General features: G+C 72.7%; 17 protein-coding genes. 9 read left to right on the top strand and 8 right to left on the bottom strand.

What is annotated here, in order from left to right:
* Positions 1–90: 90 nt before the first annotated feature.
* Together rfbA and DNL40_RS05520 are read left to right on the top strand one after the other, a co-directional pair.
* Positions 91–954: a glucose-1-phosphate thymidylyltransferase RfbA gene (gene rfbA / locus DNL40_RS05525; RefSeq protein WP_111250214.1), complete on the top strand. Its 864-nt coding sequence runs from the start codon at positions 91–93 to the stop codon at positions 952–954.
* A gap of 106 nt (positions 955–1,060) precedes the next feature.
* On the top strand, positions 1,061–2,824 hold the full coding sequence (locus DNL40_RS05520; protein WP_111250213.1) for a peptidoglycan recognition protein family protein: 1,764 nt from the start codon (positions 1,061–1,063) through the stop codon (positions 2,822–2,824).
* A gap of 132 nt (positions 2,825–2,956) precedes the next feature.
* Here DNL40_RS05520 and rfbD read toward each other — a convergent pair whose 3' ends face one another.
* Positions 2,957–3,802 (bottom strand): dTDP-4-dehydrorhamnose reductase, encoded by an 846-nt coding sequence (gene rfbD / locus DNL40_RS05515; RefSeq protein ID WP_111250212.1) that lies wholly within the window; start codon positions 3,800–3,802, stop codon positions 2,957–2,959.
* Between the two features lie 188 nt (positions 3,803–3,990).
* Here rfbD and DNL40_RS05510 point away from each other — a divergent pair, with 188 nt between their 5' ends.
* On the top strand, positions 3,991–4,608 hold the full coding sequence (locus tag DNL40_RS05510; RefSeq protein WP_111250211.1) for a dTDP-4-dehydrorhamnose 3,5-epimerase family protein: 618 nt from the start codon (positions 3,991–3,993) through the stop codon (positions 4,606–4,608).
* A 77-nt stretch (positions 4,609–4,685) separates the two neighbouring features.
* Here the strand turns inward: DNL40_RS05510 and DNL40_RS05505 are convergent, their stop codons facing one another.
* Positions 4,686–6,401, bottom strand: coding sequence for a hypothetical protein (locus DNL40_RS05505; RefSeq protein ID WP_146252024.1), 1,716 nt, complete (start codon positions 6,399–6,401; stop codon positions 4,686–4,688).
* On the bottom strand, positions 6,398–7,012 hold the full coding sequence (locus tag DNL40_RS05500) for a hypothetical protein (protein WP_111250209.1): 615 nt from the start codon (positions 7,010–7,012) through the stop codon (positions 6,398–6,400). The genes DNL40_RS05505 and DNL40_RS05500 overlap by 4 nt, the downstream gene beginning before the upstream one ends.
* Positions 7,013–7,222: 210 nt before the next feature.
* Between DNL40_RS05500 and rfbB the strand changes: the two genes are divergently transcribed.
* Complete coding sequence (gene rfbB / locus DNL40_RS05495) at positions 7,223–8,218, top strand: dTDP-glucose 4,6-dehydratase (RefSeq protein ID WP_111250208.1); 996 nt, start codon at positions 7,223–7,225, stop codon at positions 8,216–8,218.
* 22 nt (positions 8,219–8,240) lie between these two features.
* Positions 8,241–9,503 (top strand): lipopolysaccharide biosynthesis protein, encoded by a 1,263-nt coding sequence (locus tag DNL40_RS05490; protein WP_111250207.1) that lies wholly within the window; start codon positions 8,241–8,243, stop codon positions 9,501–9,503.
* On the opposite strand, the gene DNL40_RS05485 is transcribed toward DNL40_RS05490, so the two are convergent.
* Positions 9,478–10,362, bottom strand: coding sequence for a glycosyltransferase (locus DNL40_RS05485; protein ID WP_179950950.1), 885 nt, complete (start codon positions 10,360–10,362; stop codon positions 9,478–9,480). The two genes, DNL40_RS05490 and DNL40_RS05485, sit on opposite strands and share 26 nt — an antisense overlap.
* A gap of 236 nt (positions 10,363–10,598) precedes the next feature.
* On the opposite strand from DNL40_RS05485, the gene DNL40_RS05480 reads away from it, so the two are divergent.
* Both DNL40_RS05480 and DNL40_RS05475 read left to right on the top strand, forming a co-directional pair.
* Positions 10,599–11,360, top strand: a complete 762-nt coding sequence (locus DNL40_RS05480) for a glycosyltransferase (RefSeq protein ID WP_111250205.1) — start codon at positions 10,599–10,601, stop codon at positions 11,358–11,360.
* Positions 11,357–12,526, top strand: a complete 1,170-nt coding sequence (locus tag DNL40_RS05475; RefSeq protein WP_111250204.1) for an acyltransferase family protein — start codon at positions 11,357–11,359, stop codon at positions 12,524–12,526. Before DNL40_RS05480 ends, DNL40_RS05475 begins: the two co-directional genes overlap by 4 nt.
* A 19-nt stretch (positions 12,527–12,545) precedes the next feature.
* On the opposite strand, the gene DNL40_RS05470 is transcribed toward DNL40_RS05475, so the two are convergent.
* Positions 12,546–13,604 (bottom strand): NAD-dependent epimerase/dehydratase family protein, encoded by a 1,059-nt coding sequence (locus DNL40_RS05470; RefSeq protein ID WP_111250203.1) that lies wholly within the window; start codon positions 13,602–13,604, stop codon positions 12,546–12,548.
* A 34-nt stretch (positions 13,605–13,638) separates the two neighbouring features.
* Positions 13,639–14,532: a glycosyltransferase family 2 protein gene (locus DNL40_RS05465; RefSeq protein ID WP_111250202.1), complete on the bottom strand. Its 894-nt coding sequence runs from the start codon at positions 14,530–14,532 to the stop codon at positions 13,639–13,641.
* Positions 14,533–14,677: 145 nt separating this feature from the next.
* Between DNL40_RS05465 and DNL40_RS05460 the strand changes: the two genes are divergently transcribed.
* Positions 14,678–15,430 (top strand): glycosyltransferase family 2 protein, encoded by a 753-nt coding sequence (locus tag DNL40_RS05460; RefSeq protein ID WP_111250201.1) that lies wholly within the window; start codon positions 14,678–14,680, stop codon positions 15,428–15,430.
* Entirely contained in the window at positions 15,427–15,828 is a 402-nt protein-coding gene (locus tag DNL40_RS05455) for a DUF2304 domain-containing protein (protein WP_111250200.1), read from the top strand. Before DNL40_RS05460 ends, DNL40_RS05455 begins: the two co-directional genes overlap by 4 nt.
* A gap of 191 nt (positions 15,829–16,019) precedes the next feature.
* Here the strand turns inward: DNL40_RS05455 and DNL40_RS05450 are convergent, their stop codons facing one another.
* Entirely contained in the window at positions 16,020–17,981 is a 1,962-nt protein-coding gene (locus DNL40_RS05450) for a DUF6541 family protein (RefSeq protein ID WP_111250199.1), read from the bottom strand.
* On the bottom strand, positions 17,978–18,709 hold the full coding sequence (locus DNL40_RS05445; protein WP_111250198.1) for an ABC transporter ATP-binding protein: 732 nt from the start codon (positions 18,707–18,709) through the stop codon (positions 17,978–17,980). The genes DNL40_RS05450 and DNL40_RS05445 overlap by 4 nt, the downstream gene beginning before the upstream one ends.
* Positions 18,710–18,711 lie beyond the last annotated feature (2 nt).

Raw genomic sequence — 18,711 nt, 5'->3', positions numbered from 1 at the left:
CTTCACGCTCCCGGTCGGCCCGCCCAGCCGGCTCGTGGCCCGCGCCGGCTCGCTACGGCCCGCGGCGGCATCCGTGGAAGAATCCGCGGCATGCGCGGAATCATCCTCGCCGGCGGCTCCGGCACCCGGCTGCACCCGATCACCCTCGGCGTGAGCAAGCAGCTCGTGCCCGTGTACGACAAGCCGATGATCTACTACCCGCTGTCGACGCTGATCCTCGCGGGCATCCGGGACATCCTCGTCATCACGACGCCGCACGACGCGGAGCAGTTCCGGCGCCTGCTGGGCGACGGATCGCAGTTCGGCGTCTCCATCTCCTACACCGTCCAGGCGGAGCCCAACGGGCTCGCGCAGGCCTTCGTGCTCGGTGAGGAGTTCGTGGGCAACGACGCCGCCGCGCTCGTCCTGGGCGACAACATCTTCTACGGCCCCGGCCTGGGTTCCCAGCTCACCCGGTTCGAGGACATCGACGGCGGTGCCGTGTTCGCCTACCGCGTCTCCGACCCCACCGCGTACGGCGTGGTCGAGTTCGACGAGAGCTTCAAGGCCCTCTCCCTGGAGGAGAAGCCGGCCCGGCCCAAGTCGAGCTACGCCGTGCCGGGGCTCTACTTCTACGACAACGACGTGGTCGAGATCGCCAAGAACCTCGAGCCCTCGGCCCGCGGCGAGTACGAGATCACCGACGTCAACCGTGTGTACCTCGAGCGCGGCAAGCTTCAGGTGGAGGTGCTGCCCCGCGGCACCGCCTGGCTCGACACCGGCACCTTCGACTCGCTCCTCGAGGCCTCCGACTTCGTCCGCACCATCGAGAACCGCCAGGGCCTGAAGATCGGCTCGCCGGAGGAGGTGGCCTGGCGCCGGGGGTTCCTGACCGACGACGAGCTGCGCGAGCGCGCCGAGAAGCTCGTGAAGTCCGGGTACGGCAGCTACCTGCTGGGGCTGCTCGAGAAGTAACCCCCCGGCCTCCGGCCTCGCCGGGGAAGGTGCTTCGGCTCTCCGCGAACGCGGGTTAGCGTGGCTGCGTCGTTCCGCCCGGACCACTGACCCAGGGGGCCAGCCCATGACCCGCAGAGCACCACGCAGAAACCACAGGAACGCTCGCGCCCTCGCCGCCGCGCTGACGACGACGGCGCTCCTCGTCGCCGCGATACCCGGCGCCGCAGCCGACCCGGGCACCGAGCCCGACGGCGCCGCCGAGGTCACCGCGGAGCAGGAGGCGGCGGCAGCGGAGCCTGTCGCGCCGGTGGAGCCCAGCGTCACCGCCGTCGAGGCGGAGGCACCCACCGAGGCCCAGGTCCTGGACCTGGGCCCGGCCGCGGACGGCACCGCCACGACGACGGACACCGACGTGGTCGTCGCCTCCAGCGAGGTGACCGGCTTCGCGACCGTCGGCGTCGTCTGGGAGGGGCCCAGCACCCCCGACGTGGCCGTGCACGTGCGGACCGCCGACGCCGACGGCACGTGGGGCGAGTGGACCGACCTCGAGATCGAGCCGGGTCCCGAGGGCGGCAGCACCGGCGGCACCGCACCGCTCGTGGTCGGCGACGTCGCGCACGCCGAGGCGAAGATCGAGGGCGCCGAGGCCGCCGGTCTGCGCGACGTGCGCCTGTCGGTCATCGACCCCGGCACCGGCGCCGTCGACGCCCGCGCCGCCTCGACCTCCGGCCCGGGCTACTCGCCGGCCGGCCGCTCCGCCGTGCCCGCCGCCCCGGCCGACCAGTTCACCGGCGGGCCCACCGTGCTCTCGCGCGCGGACTGGGGGGCCGACGAGCGCCTCGCCACCTGGCGCCCCACGCAGGGTGACTACAAGGCTGCCGTCATCCACCACACGGCGGGGACGAACGACTACAGCGCGGCCCAGGTGCCCGCGATCCTCCGTGGCATCTACGCGTACCACGCGCAGCAGCTCGGCTGGGGCGACATCGGCTACAACTTCCTCGTCGACAAGTTCGGCCGCATCTGGGAAGGCCGCGTCGGCGGCATCGAGATGGAGACCATCGGCGCCCACGTCTCCGGCTGGAACACGAACTCCGTCGGCGTCTCCGTGCTGGGCAACTACCAGACGGCCACCGTCACCAACCAGGCGGTGGACGCCATCGTGCGCCTGCTGGGCTGGAAGATGTCGCTGCAGGGCATCCGCGCGAACTCGACCGTGTCGATCAACGGCCGGACCATCAACACCATCGTCGGGCACCGAGACCTCGCGGCCACGTCTTGCCCGGGCGCCTCCCTCTACAACCGCCTGGGCGAGATCAGGTCCCGCGTGGCCGCCGAGCAGGGCCGGTACCAGCACATCTTCGGGCAGGGCACCACGTTCCTGATCCAGGGTGCCGGGGCGCCGCAGGTCTACCTGGTCAACGGCACCACCAAGTACCACATCAAGAACTACAACACGCTCACGTCGCTGAGCAATCTCGGCCGTCTGCTCTACGCCGACCTGCGGGTGACCAACCAGCTCGCCAACGGCCCGGAGATGCGGCGGTTCGTCCGCGACGACCGCAGCGGCAGGGTCGCGTTCGTCGACAACAACCTGCTGTACCACGCCACCATCTGCGAGGACGTACGGCAGTTCGGCGTCCCGTGCACCCCGGAGGCCATACCCCTCCTCGCACCCGTCGAGTGGGACAGGCTCGGTCAAGGCCCCCGGCTCTCCCGCGCGGTGACCTCGCACAGCACCGACCGCGTCTACTTCGTGCAGGACGGCCGCAAGCGCTGGGTGCGCTCGTGGGGTGCGCTCGAGCGGCTGCTCGGCATGTCACCCCCGCTCACCTGGGTCTCCCAGGGCGCGCTGGACGACCTGCCGAACGGCCCGGACATCCACTGACGGCCGCGGGCCCTGCCCGCAGCACGACGGACGGGACGTCACCCCTCATGGGGTGGCGTCCCGTCGGTCGTCCCCGGCCCGGGCGGAGGCCGGGCACAGGTCCAGGTGCAGGCAGGTGCGGGCGCGGGTGCGTCAGCCGACGATCACCGGCGCCGCCGCGCGGAACCGCTCGCGCCAGTCCCCGATCGGGGCGACCCCGGCCGCCTCGAGCGAGTCGTGCGAGAGCACCGAGTAGGCGGGCCGCGGAGCCTTGCTCGCGAACGCGGCGCTCGACGTCGGGCTCACGGCGGAGGCGTCCAGCCCGATCGTCACGGCGACCTCCTGGGCCAGCTCGAACCAGGAGCACTGCCCGCCCGAGGTGCCGTGGTAGATCCCGCCGGGAGCCCCGGCGTCCACCAGCCGCACCATGAGGTCGGCGAGGTCGGCCGTCCACGTCGGCTGCCCCACCTGGTCGTCGACGACGGTGGCCGCGCCGCGCTCGCGCAGCACGCGCGCGATGGTGCGGGGGAACTTGCCGGTCGTGGCCCCGTACAGCCACGCGGTGCGGACCACGAGGTGCTCCGGGCCGGCGGCGAGCACCGCCCACTCCCCCGCCGCCTTGGTGCGGCCGTACGCGGACCGCGGGGCGACCGGTGCGTCGTGCCGGTAGGGCTCGGTCGCGTCGCCGGCGAACACGTAGTCGGTGGACACGTGCACCAGGCGCGCGCCCGTCGCCGAGGCCGCACGGGCGAGGTTGGCGGCACCGACGGCGTTCACGGCGAAAGCCTGCGGCTCCTGGTCCTCCGCGCCGTCCACGTCCGTCCACGCCGCGGCGTTGGCCACGACGTCGAAGCCCGCGACGGCGGCGGCGCAGGCGTCGGCGTCGGTGATGTCGAGGTCCTGCCGCGTGGCGGTCACGACCTCGTGCCCGCGCTCGGCGAGCGTGGCCTGCAGGTCCGTGGCGAGCATCCCGCCGCCTCCGGTGACGAACCAGCGCATGGTCCCGGTGTCTCCTTCTCACCCCGCCGTGGCCGGCGCGGTCGTCGTCGCGTCCCGTGCGCGCCGCGAGGCGCGGCGCCGGCCCACGAGCCTACCGGCCGCGGCGGCGACTACCCTTGCCAGCGGTGCCCGGCCGGCCTCGGCGCGGGCCGCCGCAAGGACGACGACACGGACGGAGCATCAGCCCAGTGGACATCCGAGCACTGCAGGTCGACGGCGCGTGGGAGATCACCCCGCGCCAATTCGGCGACGACCGAGGGGTCTTCCTCGAGTGGTTCAAGGACGAGCGGTTCGTCGAGGCCGTCGGCCACCGGCTCGACCTGCGCCAGGCCAACCTGTCGGTCTCCGCGGCCGGCGTGCTGCGCGGCATCCACTTCGCCGACGTCCCGCCGAGCCAGGCGAAGTACGTCACCTGCGTCAAGGGCGCCGTGCTGGACGTCGTGGTGGACATCCGCGTCGGCTCCCCCACGTTCGGCGCGTGGGACTCGGTGCTGCTCGACGACGTCGACCGCCGCGCCATCTACCTCTCCGAGGGCCTGGGCCACGCGTTCCTCTCCCTCGAGGACGGCTCGACGGTCACCTACCTGTGCTCGGCCCCCTACGCGCCGGGCCGGGAGCACGGGGTGCACCCGCTCGACCCGGAGATCGGCATCGAGTGGCCGACGACGGGCCGCGACGGGTCCCCGCTGACCCCGCAGCTGTCCGAGAAGGACGAGGTCGCCCCGTCGCTCGCCGAGGCGCGCGAGCAGGGCCTCCTGCCCACGTGGGACGCCGTCCAGGAGTACGTCGCCTCGCTGAAGGGCTGACCCCCGGCGGGCACGGACCGGACGACGCAGCGCGGCCCCGGGGCGAGAGCCCCGGGGCCGCGCTGCTGCCGCCCCCGTCAGGAGGGCCGGCGGGATCCCTGGTGGTCGATCCTGATCTCGATGGCCTCGATGCGCAGGCCACGGCCCGTCGTTCCCGCGCCGCTGCCGTCCTTCGTCCAGCCCGTCCAGCCCACGTCCTGCACGTGGACCCGGTACCAGACGTCGATGAGCTGGTCGAGGTTGCCCGTCACGCGCAGCGTGACCGCCTCGACACGCAGGCCGCGGCCCGTCGTGCCGCACGTGCCCCCACCGCCGGTCCAGGCCGTCCAGCCCACGTTCTGCACGTGCGCCTGGCACTCGATGCCGCCCGACCACACGGTCCGGGGGTTCTCGATCTGGAGCCCCTCGACCCTCAGGGACCGGCCCGTCGTGCCGGCGAGCCCGCCCTGGCCCACCCATCCTTGCCAGCCCACGTTCTGCACGTGGGCGCGGTAGCGGGCTGACGGGATGGTGACCGAGGCGTTGGCGGTGCTGCCGGGAGCCGCTCCTCCGCGGGGGACGAGCACGGCCTGGACGGCCTCCACCCGCAGCGCCAGACCGGCCGTGCCCGCCGTGGCACCGTTCCTGGCCCAGCCCATCCAACCGATGTTCTGCACGTGGAGCCGGTACCAGATGTCGTACTGGGCGGCGAGGCTGCCGGAGAGCCTGAGCTGCATCGCCTCGACGCGCAGGCCGCGACCCTCGGTGCCGCAGGTGCCCGGCCCGTTGGCCCAGCCGGTCCACCCCACGTTCTGCACGTGGGCGCGGCACTGCACCTCGCCCGCGCGGCCCGGGGCGTTGAACTGGATCGCCTCGACGCGCAGCGCGGACCCGGTGGTGCCTGCCGTGTTGCCCTGCGCCAGCCACCCCTGCCAGCCGACGTTCTGCACGTGGGCTCGGTACTGCAGCACCGACCCCGAGACCTGCGTCGAGCCGAACCAGTCGGTGAACAGGCGCCAGAAGTTGCGGTTGCCGTAGGCGGAGCAGGAGTCGCCCGTGCCGTACATGTTCCGCAGGGCGGCGGCGTTGGGCTGGTACGGCGTGTAGATGTACAGCCCGGCCGTCGCCTGGTTCTCGATGTAGACGCCGGAGCGCCCGCAGCTCGTGTTCGGGTGGTACTGGATCTGGTTGACCCGCCCCGCCTGGTAGTTGTAGCGCGTCGGGTTGGCCCGGTAGACCTTGTACTGGCGCGCGGCCCGGTAGAGCTGGTTGAAGAACCCGTAGTACTGCGTGTCGCAGTTGGCCGTGTTGCCCGGGCCCGTGTCCGGGCAGCCGAAGCCCGTCGCCCGGTTGTAGTTGCTGGTCGTCGGCGCCGTCTTGGTGACGAGCGACGTCTCCTTCTGCAGCAGCACGAGCAGCACCTGCGGGTTGATGCCGCACGCCTGCCCCACCCGGGCGATGATCTCGGCAGCGCTCTCGCTGCGGCCGGTGTACGCCGAGCACAGGTTGGTCTCCGCGGGCCTGGACGACGTGGTCGTCCGGTAGTCCTTCAGGCACGCCGGGCCTCCGGAAGCAGGGCGGCAGTTCCTGCCCTGCTCGTTCAGGAACGCCTGGACCTGGGCGGCCGTCATGGCGCCGGAGTCGTAGAACACGGCGTCCGAGATGATGTTGCCGGCGTTGAAGCCGCTCGCGTCGGCCGCTGCGGCGACGGGAGCGGCCACTACCGGGGCCGCCGCCACCGGAGCGGCGAGGCTCCCGGCGGCCAGCATCCCGAGGGTGGCCAGGGCGACGGTCAGGGGACGCAGCACCCTCACGAGGCAGCACCCTCCGACGTCGTGGCCCCGGTGCCCACCGACATCGGCGACTCGTAGCGCAGCTCGAGCGTCCACGGCGCCCCCGGCGCGGGCAGGGCGAGGTCGACGTCCGAGCACCACGTCACGGTCGCGTCGGGCTCCGCGGCAGCCGATCCCTGCACGCTGCCTGCCTCCTGCACCAGCGTGTAGGTGCAGGTGCCGCCCAGCTCGACGGCGTCCGAGACGAACCCTCCGGCCCGCACCGTCGCTCCGTCGGGCGTGCCGAGAGCGACCACCTCGACGCCACCGCGGCCGTCCGCGGCCGGCGTCGCCTCGGGCGCGGCGGGCGCCGAGGGCTCCCCGGCCGTCTCCGTGCCCTCGGACGCCTCGCCGGGCTCCGCTGCAGGATCCGCGGCGGGCTCCTCGGGCTCTTCGGCGGACGCGGCGTCCGACGGCGACGGCTCGGGCGACGGCTCGGCCGTGGCACCCTCCTCGAGCACCTGGGCGCTCGGGTCGCCCGCAGCGCTTCCCGGAGCGTCGCCGAGCCCCGCGCAGCCCGTCAGGGCGCTCGCCCCGATCAAGCACGCGACCGCCACCGAGATGCGGCGGGACCTGGACAGCTGCCGGTTCATGGGAATCCCCTCCTTCGGAGACCGAGCACCGCGCCGGCCCCGGTCAGGATAAGTACGAGTCGTGCGAACCACGCGGACCGCCGCTCTGGGCGCGGCACGACGCGACGCAGGGGCCGCGGACGGCGTCCGGGCAGCCCTCGTCCACCTGATCGGCAGGCGACGCGGAGGCTGTAGATTGTCCGCAGTCCCGTCCCGAGCACCGGAGGAACCGTGCAGGTACTCGTCACCGGTGGAGCCGGCTTCATCGGCTCCAACTTCGTCCACCAGACCGTGCGTGAGCGCCCGGACGTCCACGTCACCGTCCTGGACGCGCTGACCTACGCGGGCGACCGCGCGTCCCTGGCGCCGGTGGCGGACAAGGTCACCCTGGTCGAGGGCTCGATCACCGACGCCGCGCTCGTGGACCGCCTGGTGGGCGAGTCCGACCTGGTGGTCCACTTCGCCGCCGAGTCGCACAACGACAACTCGCTCAACGACCCGTCGCCGTTCGTGCAGACGAACGTGGTGGGCACGTTCACGCTGCTCGAGGCGGTGCGCAAGCACGGCGTGCGGTTCCACCACATCTCCACCGACGAGGTGTACGGGGACCTGGAGCTGGACGACCCGGCGAAGTTCACGCCGAGCACGCCGTACAACCCGTCCTCGCCCTACTCCTCCACGAAGGCGGGTTCGGACCTGCTCGTGCGTGCATGGGTGCGCTCGTTCGGCGTCCAGGCGACGATCTCGAACTGCTCGAACAACTACGGGCCGTACCAGCACATCGAGAAGTTCATCCCGCGCCAGGTGACCAACCTGATCGACGGGGTGCGTCCGCGCCTGTACGGCGCCGGGCAGAACGTCCGCGACTGGATCCACGTCGAGGACCACAACAGCGCGGTGTGGGCCATCATCGACAAGGGCCGCATCGGCGAGACGTACCTCATCGGCGCAGACGGCGAGAAGAACAACCTCGAGGTCGTCCAGACGCTGCTCGAGATCTTCGGCCGCCCGGCCGACGACTTCGACCACGTCAACGACCGCCCCGGCCACGACCTGCGCTACGCCATCGACGCCTCCAGGCTGCGCGAGGAGCTGGGCTGGACGCCGCGGTACACCGACTTCCGCTCCGGCCTCGAGGCCACCGTCGAGTGGTACAAGGCCAACGAGGGCTGGTGGCGTCCGGCCAAGGCCGCCGTCGAGGCGAAGTACGCGGCCCAGGGCCAGTGACGACGCACCCGAGCGCCCGCCGATGAACCTCGTCCCGCGGGTCGGGGCGTTCCTGGGGATCCCGCTCCTCAGCGCCGCCGCCCCGTTCCTGGTCCTGCCGGTCATCTCCCGGCTGGCAGGACCGGAGGGTTGGGGCGACATCAGCGCCGCCCAGGCCATCGGCACGCTCGGTGCCATCGCGCTGACGTTCGGCTGGGGGATCTACGGTCCCCCAGCCGTGGCTCAGACGACGTCGGAGCACGTGCGGCAGCGGCTCTACCGCGACAGCCTCGTGGTGCGCGGCCTGGCGTCGCTCGTCGTGCTCCCGCTCTGCCTGCTCATCACCTGGGCCGTGGTGGGCCCGGCGCACCTGCTCGACTCGCTGCTGCTGGCCGGTTCGCTCGCCCTCACGGGCATGCTGCCCACGTGGTACTGCATCGGCATCGGCAGGCCGATGCTGATGGCGCGGTACGACGTCGTGCCGCGGGTCGCGGCCACCGTCGTCGCCCTGCCGCTGCTCCTGCTGACCGGCGAGATCTGGCCGTACCCCGTGCTGACGATCGTGGCGCTGGCGCTACCGATCGTCCTGTTCAGCCGCCGCGTGCTCGCGGGCTACGACAGCTCCGCGGAGCCGCCGCGCTCGCTCTGGTCACGGATCCGTCAGACTGCTGCGACCGCGGGGATCGACGCGGCCGGCAACGCCTACGGCTCGACGCCGGTGCCCGTCGCGGCCGCCGCGCTGCCCGCGGTCGACAGCTCGTCGTACGGGTCCGCGGACCGGCTCTACCGGGTCGGCACCACCGTGGTGGTCGCCGCCCTCGGCAACGCGTTCCAGGGATGGGTGCTCGACCCCACCGCCGCCGACGCCCGGCGCCGGCAGTGGACGGCGATCGGCACGCACGCCGTCGCCGGGCTCGTCGGGCTGGCCTTCCTGGCTCTGCTCGGCCCGTGGACGACCGCGCTGGTCTTCGGCGCGGACGTCGCCGCCGAGCGCGCGACGGCCACCTGGTACGGCGTCGCTTTCCTGTTCATCTCGCTCTCGACGCCGCTCATCCGCAACCTGCTCATCCCGGCCGGCCAGGGTCGCATGGTGCTGACGCTCACGCTCGCGTCCTCGGTGGTCGGCCTGGCGCTGATGGCGCTCGGTGCCGCCCGCCAAGACGGGCAGGCGATCGCCATGGGGCTCGCGGCGTCCGAGGTGCTCCTCGTGTCCCTGCTGCTGGTCCCGGCCCTGCGCCGGATGCCTGCCCGTCGCAGCACCACACCCCCGGCGACGGACGCTACAGCGGGTCGATCCGCCAGCTGATCCGCGAGGCCGTCTGCGCCACGTCGGCCGGGATCGCGCCCGTGCGCGACCGCAGCCCGTCCCGCAGCCCTCGCACGACCACCCGCAGGGCGGCGCCCCGAGGCCGGGCGTACATGAGCACGAACACCAGGTGCCGCACCTCCATGGCAGTGTCCCGTGCCAGGAGCCGCCACGAGCTGCGCCAGTACTCGCGGTTGATGATCACGCGGTTGCGTGCCCGGAAGTAGTAGCGGAACGGCGTGCTGAGGCTGAGCTTGAGGTTCCGGCCCCGCCAGCGCACCTTCGTGCCCAGCAGCGTGAACGGGTAGGTCCGCCCCAGCTCGTGCGGCAGGTCGAGGCCAGGCACCGCCAGGCAGGCCCGGCCTGCGCGCTGCAGCCGCAGGAAGTACTCGATGTCGACCAGGTCGATGAACAGCTCCTCCCGGAGCAGCCCCGCCGTGGCGAGCACCTCGCCCGAGACGAGCGACCCGGACTGGATCGGCTCGCGGGAGCGCAGGAGGCCGCGCTCGTCCGGCTCGCCGATGGTCTGCGGCACCCCGGCGAACGTGGCCGGCGAGACCATCCCCACCGGGACGCCCGCGCGCACCGCGTCGTCCCACTGGGCCACCAGGGCGGCGATGAACCCCTGGGGCACGGCGCTGTCCTGGTCGAAGGTCACCACCAGGTCCTCCGGCGCCGGGTCGGCCGCCCGCAGGCCGGCGTTCAGCGCCGCCGCGATGCCGACGTTCTCCGGCAGGGCCACCACCTGCGCGCCGGCGGCACGCACGGCGTCGAGCACGTCGGTGTGCTCGGGGCCGCTGCCGTCGTCGACCACGACCAGCTCGTCGACCTGCTGCGCGACCAGTCGCGCGTTGTGCACCAGGTCCGTGCTCGGCCTGAAGGACGAGACCACCGCGACCACGCGTCGCCCCGTCCCCTGGCGCGATGCCGTGTCGCCGGTCATGCTGCCTCACCCCGTCTCGTCACTGCTCCGCGCACCCCGCGCGTCCACCTCGTCACCGTCTCCGACGGCGCTCGGCTGCACCCGTACACTACGGGAGGTTCCGGGACCGCCCCTCGGGCCGGCCTGCGAGGCTCTGACCAGGAGGTAGTGGTGTGACTGCGCCAGACGTCAGCGTCTGCATGGCGACGTACAACGGGTCGCGGTTCGTCGAGGAACAGCTCCGGTCGATCCTGGCGCAGCTGGGACCCGCGGACGAGGTCGTCGTCGTGGACGACTGCTCGCGGGACGACACGGTGGCCCGGGTGGAGTCCGTGGGCGATCCCCGCGTCCGGCTGGTGCGCTCCTCCGTCAACCGGGGCTACGTGCGCACGTTCGGGGCTGCGCTGGCCGAGGCACGAGGCCGCTACGTCTTCCTCGCCGACCAGGACGACGTGTGGCGCCCCGGCCGCCTGACGGCGATGGTCGAGGCCCTGGCCGACCACGAGGTCGTCGCCACCAACCTCGCGACGCTCGGCGGCGAGGACCGCATCACGGGCCCGTGGGGCCGGGACGACTGGCACCTGCGGGCGAGCGACTCTCGCCACCACCTGCGCAACGTCGTCGGGGTGCTCGCGGGCGACCGCCCGTACTTCGGGTGCGCGATGGCGCTGCGGCGGGAGGCGCTCGACGTCGTGCTGCCGTTCCCCGCCTACCTCACCGAGTCGCACGACCTGTGGATCGGCCTCTACGGCAACCTCGCGGGCAGCATCCAGCACCTCGAGATCCGGTCGCTCGAGCGCCGGCTGCACGGCGACAACCAGACGCCCGACCGCCCCCGGGGGCTCGTCCAGGTGCTGCGCTCGCGCCTGCGGCTCCTGCGCGCCACCGCACACCTGGCGCTCCGCCGCCTGCGCGCCGACCGAGCCGGCCGGTGAGCGCCACCACCGCGACGCCCGGGTCGCTGCGCCCGGGGCGCGTCACGATGTTGGACCCCCGCAACAACTCCCTCAACCTCGTGCGGCTCGTGCTGGCCGCGCTCGTGCTCGTCTCGCACGCCTACCCGATCGCCGGCGCCGGCGGCGGGCCCGGCTTCGCGGGCGAGCACCTGGGCGGCTGGGCCGTCATCGGCTTCTTCGCCATCAGCGGCTACCTGATCACGGGCAGCCGTCTGCGCACGACGTTCACCGAGTACCTCGGCCACCGCGTGGCCCGCATCTTCCCGGCCTTCCTCGCCTGCCTCGTCGTCGTGGCGTTCGGCTTCGCACCCGTGGCCTACCGCATCGAGCGCGGCACGCTCGAAGGCTTCCTCACCACGGCCAACACCCCGCTGAACTACGTGCTCGCCAACGCGGGTCTGCGGATGTCGGACTACAGCGTCGCGGGCACGCTCGCGGACGTACCGCACGCCGGTGCCTGGAACGGCTCCCTGTGGACGCTGTACTTCGAGTTCCTCTGCTACCTCGTCGTCGGGGTCGCGGCCTGCGCCGCCGTGACCCGCCGCAGCCCCCTGGTGCTCGGCGCGATGTTCCTGCTGAGCGTGGCGGCCCACGTGGCCGACGGTCGCGTGCTGCAGCTCTTCGGCGGCAACACCGACGCGCACTGGCTCTTCAAGCTGCTGCCGTACTTTCTCGGCGGCGCCATCGTCTACATGCTGCGCGAACGGATCCCGCTCGTGTGGCAGGTCGCGCTCCCCGCGGCAGCGGTGGTCGGGGTCGCCGTGTGGCTGGCGCCGTCCTGGGGCGGCCAGCTGACCGCCCCGCTGGTCGCCGTCGTCCTGCTGTGGGTCGGGCGCGTGGTGCCCTCGCCGGCCTGGTTCCAGCGCAACGACGTCTCGTACGGGCTGTACGTCTACGCGTTCCCCTGCCAGCAGATGGCGACGCTCCTCGGCGCGGGCGCCCTGGGCGTCGCCGGTCACGTGGCCGTCACGCTGCCGCCGGCTCTCGCGCTCGCCGCGGCCAGCTGGTTCTGGCTGGAGCGCCCCGTCATGCGGGCCACCCGCGCGGCGAGCGCCGGACGCACCCGTCAGACGGCGGCCCAGGTGGACGCCGCCCCGACGTCGCCCGCACCGGACGCGACGGCGGTGCGCGCGCAGGCCGGCTGAGCCGGCCGGCGCGCGCCGATCACTCGACGCCGGGCTGGTCGTCGATCCACGCCGCCAGGCGCTCGACGCCGTCCTTGAGGGAGAACTGCGGCTCCCAGCCCAGCCGCTCCCTGGCCGGAGCGACGTCGGCCCACGCGTGGCGCACGTCTCCGTCACGGAACTGCCCGGTCACGTGCGGGGCAGGGGCGCCGTAGCGCGCCGCGATGGTCTCGGCAGCGGTGCGGATCGTCTGCGTCTCCCCCGAACCGATGTCGATCGGCTCCGGCCCCACCTGCTCGGCGGTCGTGGCACGCACGACGGCGTCCGCGACGTCGTCGATCAGCACGAAGTCACGGCGCACCTCGCCGTCCTCGTACAGCGGGATCGACTCGCCACGCTTCGCGATGCGGCAGAAGAGGGACATGATGCCCGTGTACGGGTTGGACAGCGACTGGCCGGGCCCGTACACGTTCTGCAGGCGCAGCACGCGCAGGTCGACGCCGTGCGCGTCGGACCAGACCGACAGGACGTGCTCCTGGGTGAGCTTGGTGGCCGCGTACACGCTCGCGGGGCGCGGCTCCACGAGGTCGGCGCGCATCGCCGTCGGCTCGGCGTCCGGGAAGTCCCAGCGCCCCGCCTCGAGCATGGCGTGCGGGCGCGGGCCCGGGTAGAACAGGTTCCCGTCCGCCTGGCGCCACGCACCCTCGCCGTAGACGGCGCGGCTGCTGGTGAGCACGATCCGGCCCGGCAGGTGCTCGGTGCGACGCAGCGCGTCCAGCATCTGCGTCGTGCCCACCACGTTCACCGCGCCGTGCCGCGTCGACTCGGACAGCGACTGGCCCGTGCCCGTCTCAGCAGCGAGGTGGACGACGACGTCCGGAGCCACGCCGGCGAGGAGGGAGTCCCAGTCCTCGGCCGAGGTGACGTCCCCGACCACGAGCTCGACCCGTGCGTCGAGCGCAGCGGGCCGCACGGGCTGGGGGTGCACCTGCGGGTGCAGGTTGTCGAACGCGACGACCCGGTCGTACCGGTCAGCCAGCGCGGTGCTGATCGCGCAGCCGATGAACCCGGCGCCGCCGGTGACGAGGACTGTGGACACGGTGCTGCCTTTCGTGGAAGGAGGTGCTGCGCGCTCAGGAGGAGGAGCTGCCGAACGCGTGCCGCAGGAGCGGGCGCGGCGAGGCGCCCCGCTCACGGACGGCCCGCGGCAGGAGCGTCAAGGCGTGCAGGCGGGAGGTGACGTGCAGACGCGCGGCCCGCTCGGCGCGCCTCCACCCGTGCTCGCGCATCTGCTGCGCGGCGAAGGCGAAGTAGTCGCGCTCGCCCTGGAACCGCCGCCCGTCGAGCAGGGTGGCCGAGGACGCGCTCGCCTGGTGACGGCGGTAGGAGAAGCAGACGGCCGGCAGCAGCAGCATCCGGCCGCCGGCCAAGATCATGTCGATGACCAAGGCCAAGTCCTGGATCAGCGGGAACCCGTCGCGGAACGGCGTCCGGCGAACAGTCTCCGTCCGGAACACGAGCGACGGCCAGTACATCCAGTCGGCGTGCAGCAGGCTCGTGGCGAGGCTCTCCCCGCCGACCACCCGCGTGCCCGAGCCGCGGGGCATCGTCACGCACTGCTTGACCTCGTCGACCAGGGTGCGCACCACGCGGTCGTGCTCGTCGATCACCTGGACCCCCGGCTGCACCACGTCGACGCCCGGGTGCGCCGCCACCGCCGCGGTGACGACCTCCACGAAGTTCGGCAGGAGCATGTCGTCGCTCCCCAGGAACATCATGTAGTCCTGCGTCGCCAGCTCCAGGCACGTGCGGTAGTTGGCGGTGATGCCCTCGTTCTGCTCCTTGCGGACGTACCGCACCCGCGGGTCGTCGATCGTCGCGAACCACTCCTTGACCGTCAGGTCCGGGTACGCGTCGTCCACGACGGTGAGCCGCCAGTCGTCCGACGTCTGGGCGAAGACGCTCTCCACGGTCTTCTTGAGGATCGCCGGGTCGCCCCAGTAGGGCAGCATGATGTCGAGCGGCATTCTCTCCCACCGGATCCAGGTCAGGCGCGCCGGCACGAGCCGCCGGCGACGACCCTCGATGCTAGCCCACACGGCGCCCCCGACCGGCCTTGCCCGCCCCTCCGGCCGCACCGAGGCGAGCACCCGCGCGGGTAGGATCGCCGGCATGACCGCGGAACTGCCCCGTCTGCTCGTCGTGGTCCCGGCATGGAACGAGGAGTCGACGATCGCCGCGGTGGTCGCCGAGGTCCAGCAGGAGGTGCCGGGCGCCGACGTCCTCGTCGTCAACGACGGCTCGACGGACCGCACGGCCGACGTCGCGCGCGCGGCCGGGGCTGCCGTCCTCGACCTGCCCCTGAACCTCGGCGTCGGCGGCGCGATGCGGGCCGGCTTCAAGTACGCCCTGCGGGAGCGGTACGACGCCGTCGTGCAGATCGACGGTGACGGGCAGCACGACCCCCGTCACGTGCTCCGGCTCTGGGAGACCATGCAGCAGGAGCGCGCCGACATCGTCATCGGCGCCCGGTTCGCCGGAGAGGGCGACTACAGCGTGCGCGGCCCCCGCAAGTGGGCCATGGGCCTGCTCGCCACCGTGCTCTCCCGCGTCAGCCGCACCCGGCTCACCGACACCACGTCGGGGTTCAAGCTGATGAACGCCCGCGCGCTCGAGGTCTTCGCCTCCAACTACCCCGCCGAGTACCTCGGCGACACGGTCGAGGCGCTCGTCATCGCCTCCCGAGCGCGCCTGAGCGTGCGCCAGGTCGGGGTCGCCATGCGCCCCCGCGCCGGCGGCACGCCGTCCCACAACCCCTGGAAGGCCGGAGTGTTCCTGCTGCGTGCTCTCTTCGCGCTCGTGATCTCCCTGTCCAGACCGTCGGAACCCCTGCCCGAGCCGGCCGGCGAGGGGGCCCGCTCGTGAGCGGCTACGTCTTCGCGCTCACCATGTGCGTGCTGCTCGTCGTGTTCCTGCTCCAGCTGCTGCGGCGGCGCTGGATCCGCGAGAAGTACGCCGGCATCTGGATCGTGCTGGCCGTCGGGGTCGCCGTCCTCGGCGCGTTCCCCCAGCTCGCGGTGCGCGTCTCCCGGCTCGCAGGCGTCGAGGTGCCGGCCAACCTGGTCTTCGCGACAGCGATCGTCACGCTCCTGGTCGTGTGCATCCAGCTGAGCGTCGGCGTCTCGCAGCTCGACGAGAAGGTGCGCACCCTCACCGAGGAGGTGGCGATCCTCCGCCTCCAGGTCGAGGCGTCGACGCTGCGCCCGCCGGCCGACCCTGCAGGCGTACCGCCGCGCCCCGGCGCCGACGAGCAGCTCGGCTGAACATCGGACGCCGGCCAGAAGGGCCGAGCGGCCAGAAGGGCCGAGCCGGCGACAAGGCTGAGCCGATGGCAAGGCTGGACCGGGGACAAGGCTGAACCAGGCGCCAGTCAGAAGGCCGAGCGGCAGGAGCCGGTCAGGCAGAGCCGACGCTCTTCTGACTGGACCCGCGTCTCAGCAGCCCACGATGCGTCTCAGCAACCCACGATGCGGTAGAGGGCGGCCTTGCCCTCGCGGTCGACCAGCTCGAGGTGGTTGCCCGGACGCAGGTCCTCGTAGCCCGAGTAGTCGATCCCCGCAGGCGACCAGCCGAGCACGAGATCGGTCCCGAAGTCGAGCACGTAGTCGACGTCGGCCTGGTCCACCGCACGGCACACCCGCGGGTCGTCGTCGATCCGGTCGAGGTTCGCGTCGAGGTACAGCACCTCGCGAGGCACCTCGGTGAAGCCGTGCACCTCCGTGACCCTGCGCTCACCGAGCGCGTACGCCAGCGACGCCCCCGTGAGCGGGTTGCCGGCGATGACGGAGTCCGGCGGCGTGAGCTCCGGGAGCCGCTCGAGCAGCGCCCGCTCGTCCGCGGTGAGCAGGGCACCCGGCTCGTACGTCCCGCGGGTGTTGTGGACTCCCTCGTCGGTGCTCGCGCTCGTGGCGACCCCGACGACGAGCAGCACGCCCAGCACCAGAGCACCCGCCTGCGAGAGCCGGGGGTCGAGCCCCGGCCGCACGCGGCGCATGAGCGCGAGGGTCCCGTCCAGGAGCGCCACGGCACCCAGGGTGCACACGACGACCGCGCCGATCGGCAGGAGCGCCGCGAGACGCTGCGTGTCGTTGAGGTAGACGCCCGTCAGGTACAGCCGCAGCTCGGACTCCACCGGGCGCGAGCTGGCCACCACGTAGAGGAGGGTGGCCACGGCGTACGGCCCCGCGACCCACAGCCGCTCCGGTCGCCGGCACAGCACGGCGACGCCGGCCCCCATCAGCAGGAGGACGACCCACGCCGTGATGCCCGACCACGGGGAGACCGTCAGCGCCAGGCCGAGCGCCTGCCCGCCCCAGTGGTACCGAGGCCAGCCGGCCGCCTCCTCCGGAGGACGCACCACGTCCCACACGACTGCAAGGAGCGCCACGGCCACCAGGGCGAGGGCACCGACCCACACCGCGGCGCGGCGCCTGCCCTGGCCGAGGAGCCGGCGCACGCGCACCGTGGCCGACCACAGCAGCAGCGGCACCGACATGATCAGGAGCGACATCAGGCCGTTGGGCTGCGCCAGCGCCAGACCCGAGGCGCCGACCAGCAGCAGCAGGACGCGCACCGTGTGCTCGCCGCGCGTGGTCCGAGGAGCGCTGAAAGGCAGCCCCAGCACGCGCACCACCAGAGCGAGGCAGGCCGGCAGGAGCGCGAAGCTGAGGAAGTTGGAGTACAGCACCCCGAACTCCAGCAGCCGGAACGGGAACGCCGCGAACGCGCCGGAGACCACCGCGGCGACCGCCCCGGTCCATGCGCGCTCGGGGAGCATCACCGCGGCGAGGGCAGCAGCCCCGGCCGGCCACACCAGCGCCGCGACCGCGACGTTGACCGCCGTCGTCGCCTCCGGTACGCCCAGGCCGGTCAGCTGGGCGACGAGCGCGACGACGTCGTGCCACCCCAGCGGGTAGAACGTGTTGCCGGTGAAGTCGACGAGGCCGAACGCGGAACCGTTCCCCGACTCGAGGATGTGCTGCACCGCGTTGAGGTGGAACATGGCGTCGAACGTCTGGGAGACGTTGTCCGGTGCGCCGATGGCCCGGACCGTCTGGGCGGCGAGAATCAGCCCGCCCACGACGAGACCGCCCGCCGGCCACAGCCACTGGGCGCGCGAGGCGGGGGGCTCACCGCCGTCGGCGCGCAGGACGCGCCGCAGCAGATACGCGACGGCGGCGACCACCAGGGTCATGACCGCGACGGCCCCGAGGTTCCACGAGAACCCGAGGAACCCCCAGAGGATCGCGCTGACGGTGACGAGACCGACGCTGACCGCCGGAGCGACCGCCACCAGCCACGGGCGCAGGCGGGTCGTCGCAGCGATGACCGCCAGGCCAGGAAGCACCAGCACCGCAACGGCGACGAGCACCGGCAGGACCAAGGGGAGCCAGTCCGCCGGGCGCAGCTCGGTCACTCGTGCTCACCGCGCATCCGGCTCACAAGGTCGGTCGCGGTGCCGTCCGCCACCATCTTCCCCTTCTCCAGGAGGATCCCCCGCTCGCACAGGCGCGCCACCATGTCGAGGTCGTGGCTGACGATCACGAGCGTGCGGCCCTCCCCCTTGAGCTGCTTGATGCGGTCGATGCACTTGCGCTGGAACGGCTCGTCCCCGACCGCGAGGATCTCGTCGATCAGAAAGACCTCAGGGTCCGAGTGCACTGCCACCGCGAACGCCAGGCGCAGGAACATGCCCGAGGAGTAGAACTTCACCTCGGTGTCGATGAAGCGCTCGATCTCGCTGAACGCGACGATCTCGTCGAAGCGGGCGGCGATCTGCTGCTCGCTCATCCCGAGGATGGCGCCGTTGAGATAGACGTTCTCGCGTCCGGTGAGGTCCGGGTGGAACCCGGCGCCCACCTCGATGAGGCCCGCGACGCGGCCGCGCGTGCGGATGGCCCCGACGTCCGGCTTGAGCACGCCGGAGATGAGCTTGAGCAGCGTGGACTTGCCGGAGCCGTTGAACCCGAGCAGCGCGACCGACTCGCCGTCGGCCACGTCGAACGAGACGCCGTCCAGCGCCAGGAACGTGTCCCCCGTCGGGCGGCCGCGGAACGCGGCGACGGCGAGCTCCTTGAGCGAGCGGTTGTGCCGCAGCGTGAACCGCTTCGCGACGTCGGAGACCTCGATGACGGTGGTGGACATGC

Origin of the sequence: Xylanimonas oleitrophica, assembly GCF_003244315.1 — a bacterium.
Lineage (GTDB): Bacteria > Actinomycetota > Actinomycetes > Actinomycetales > Cellulomonadaceae > Xylanimonas_A > Xylanimonas_A oleitrophica.
This window is presented reverse-complemented; position numbering and strand designations above follow the sequence as displayed.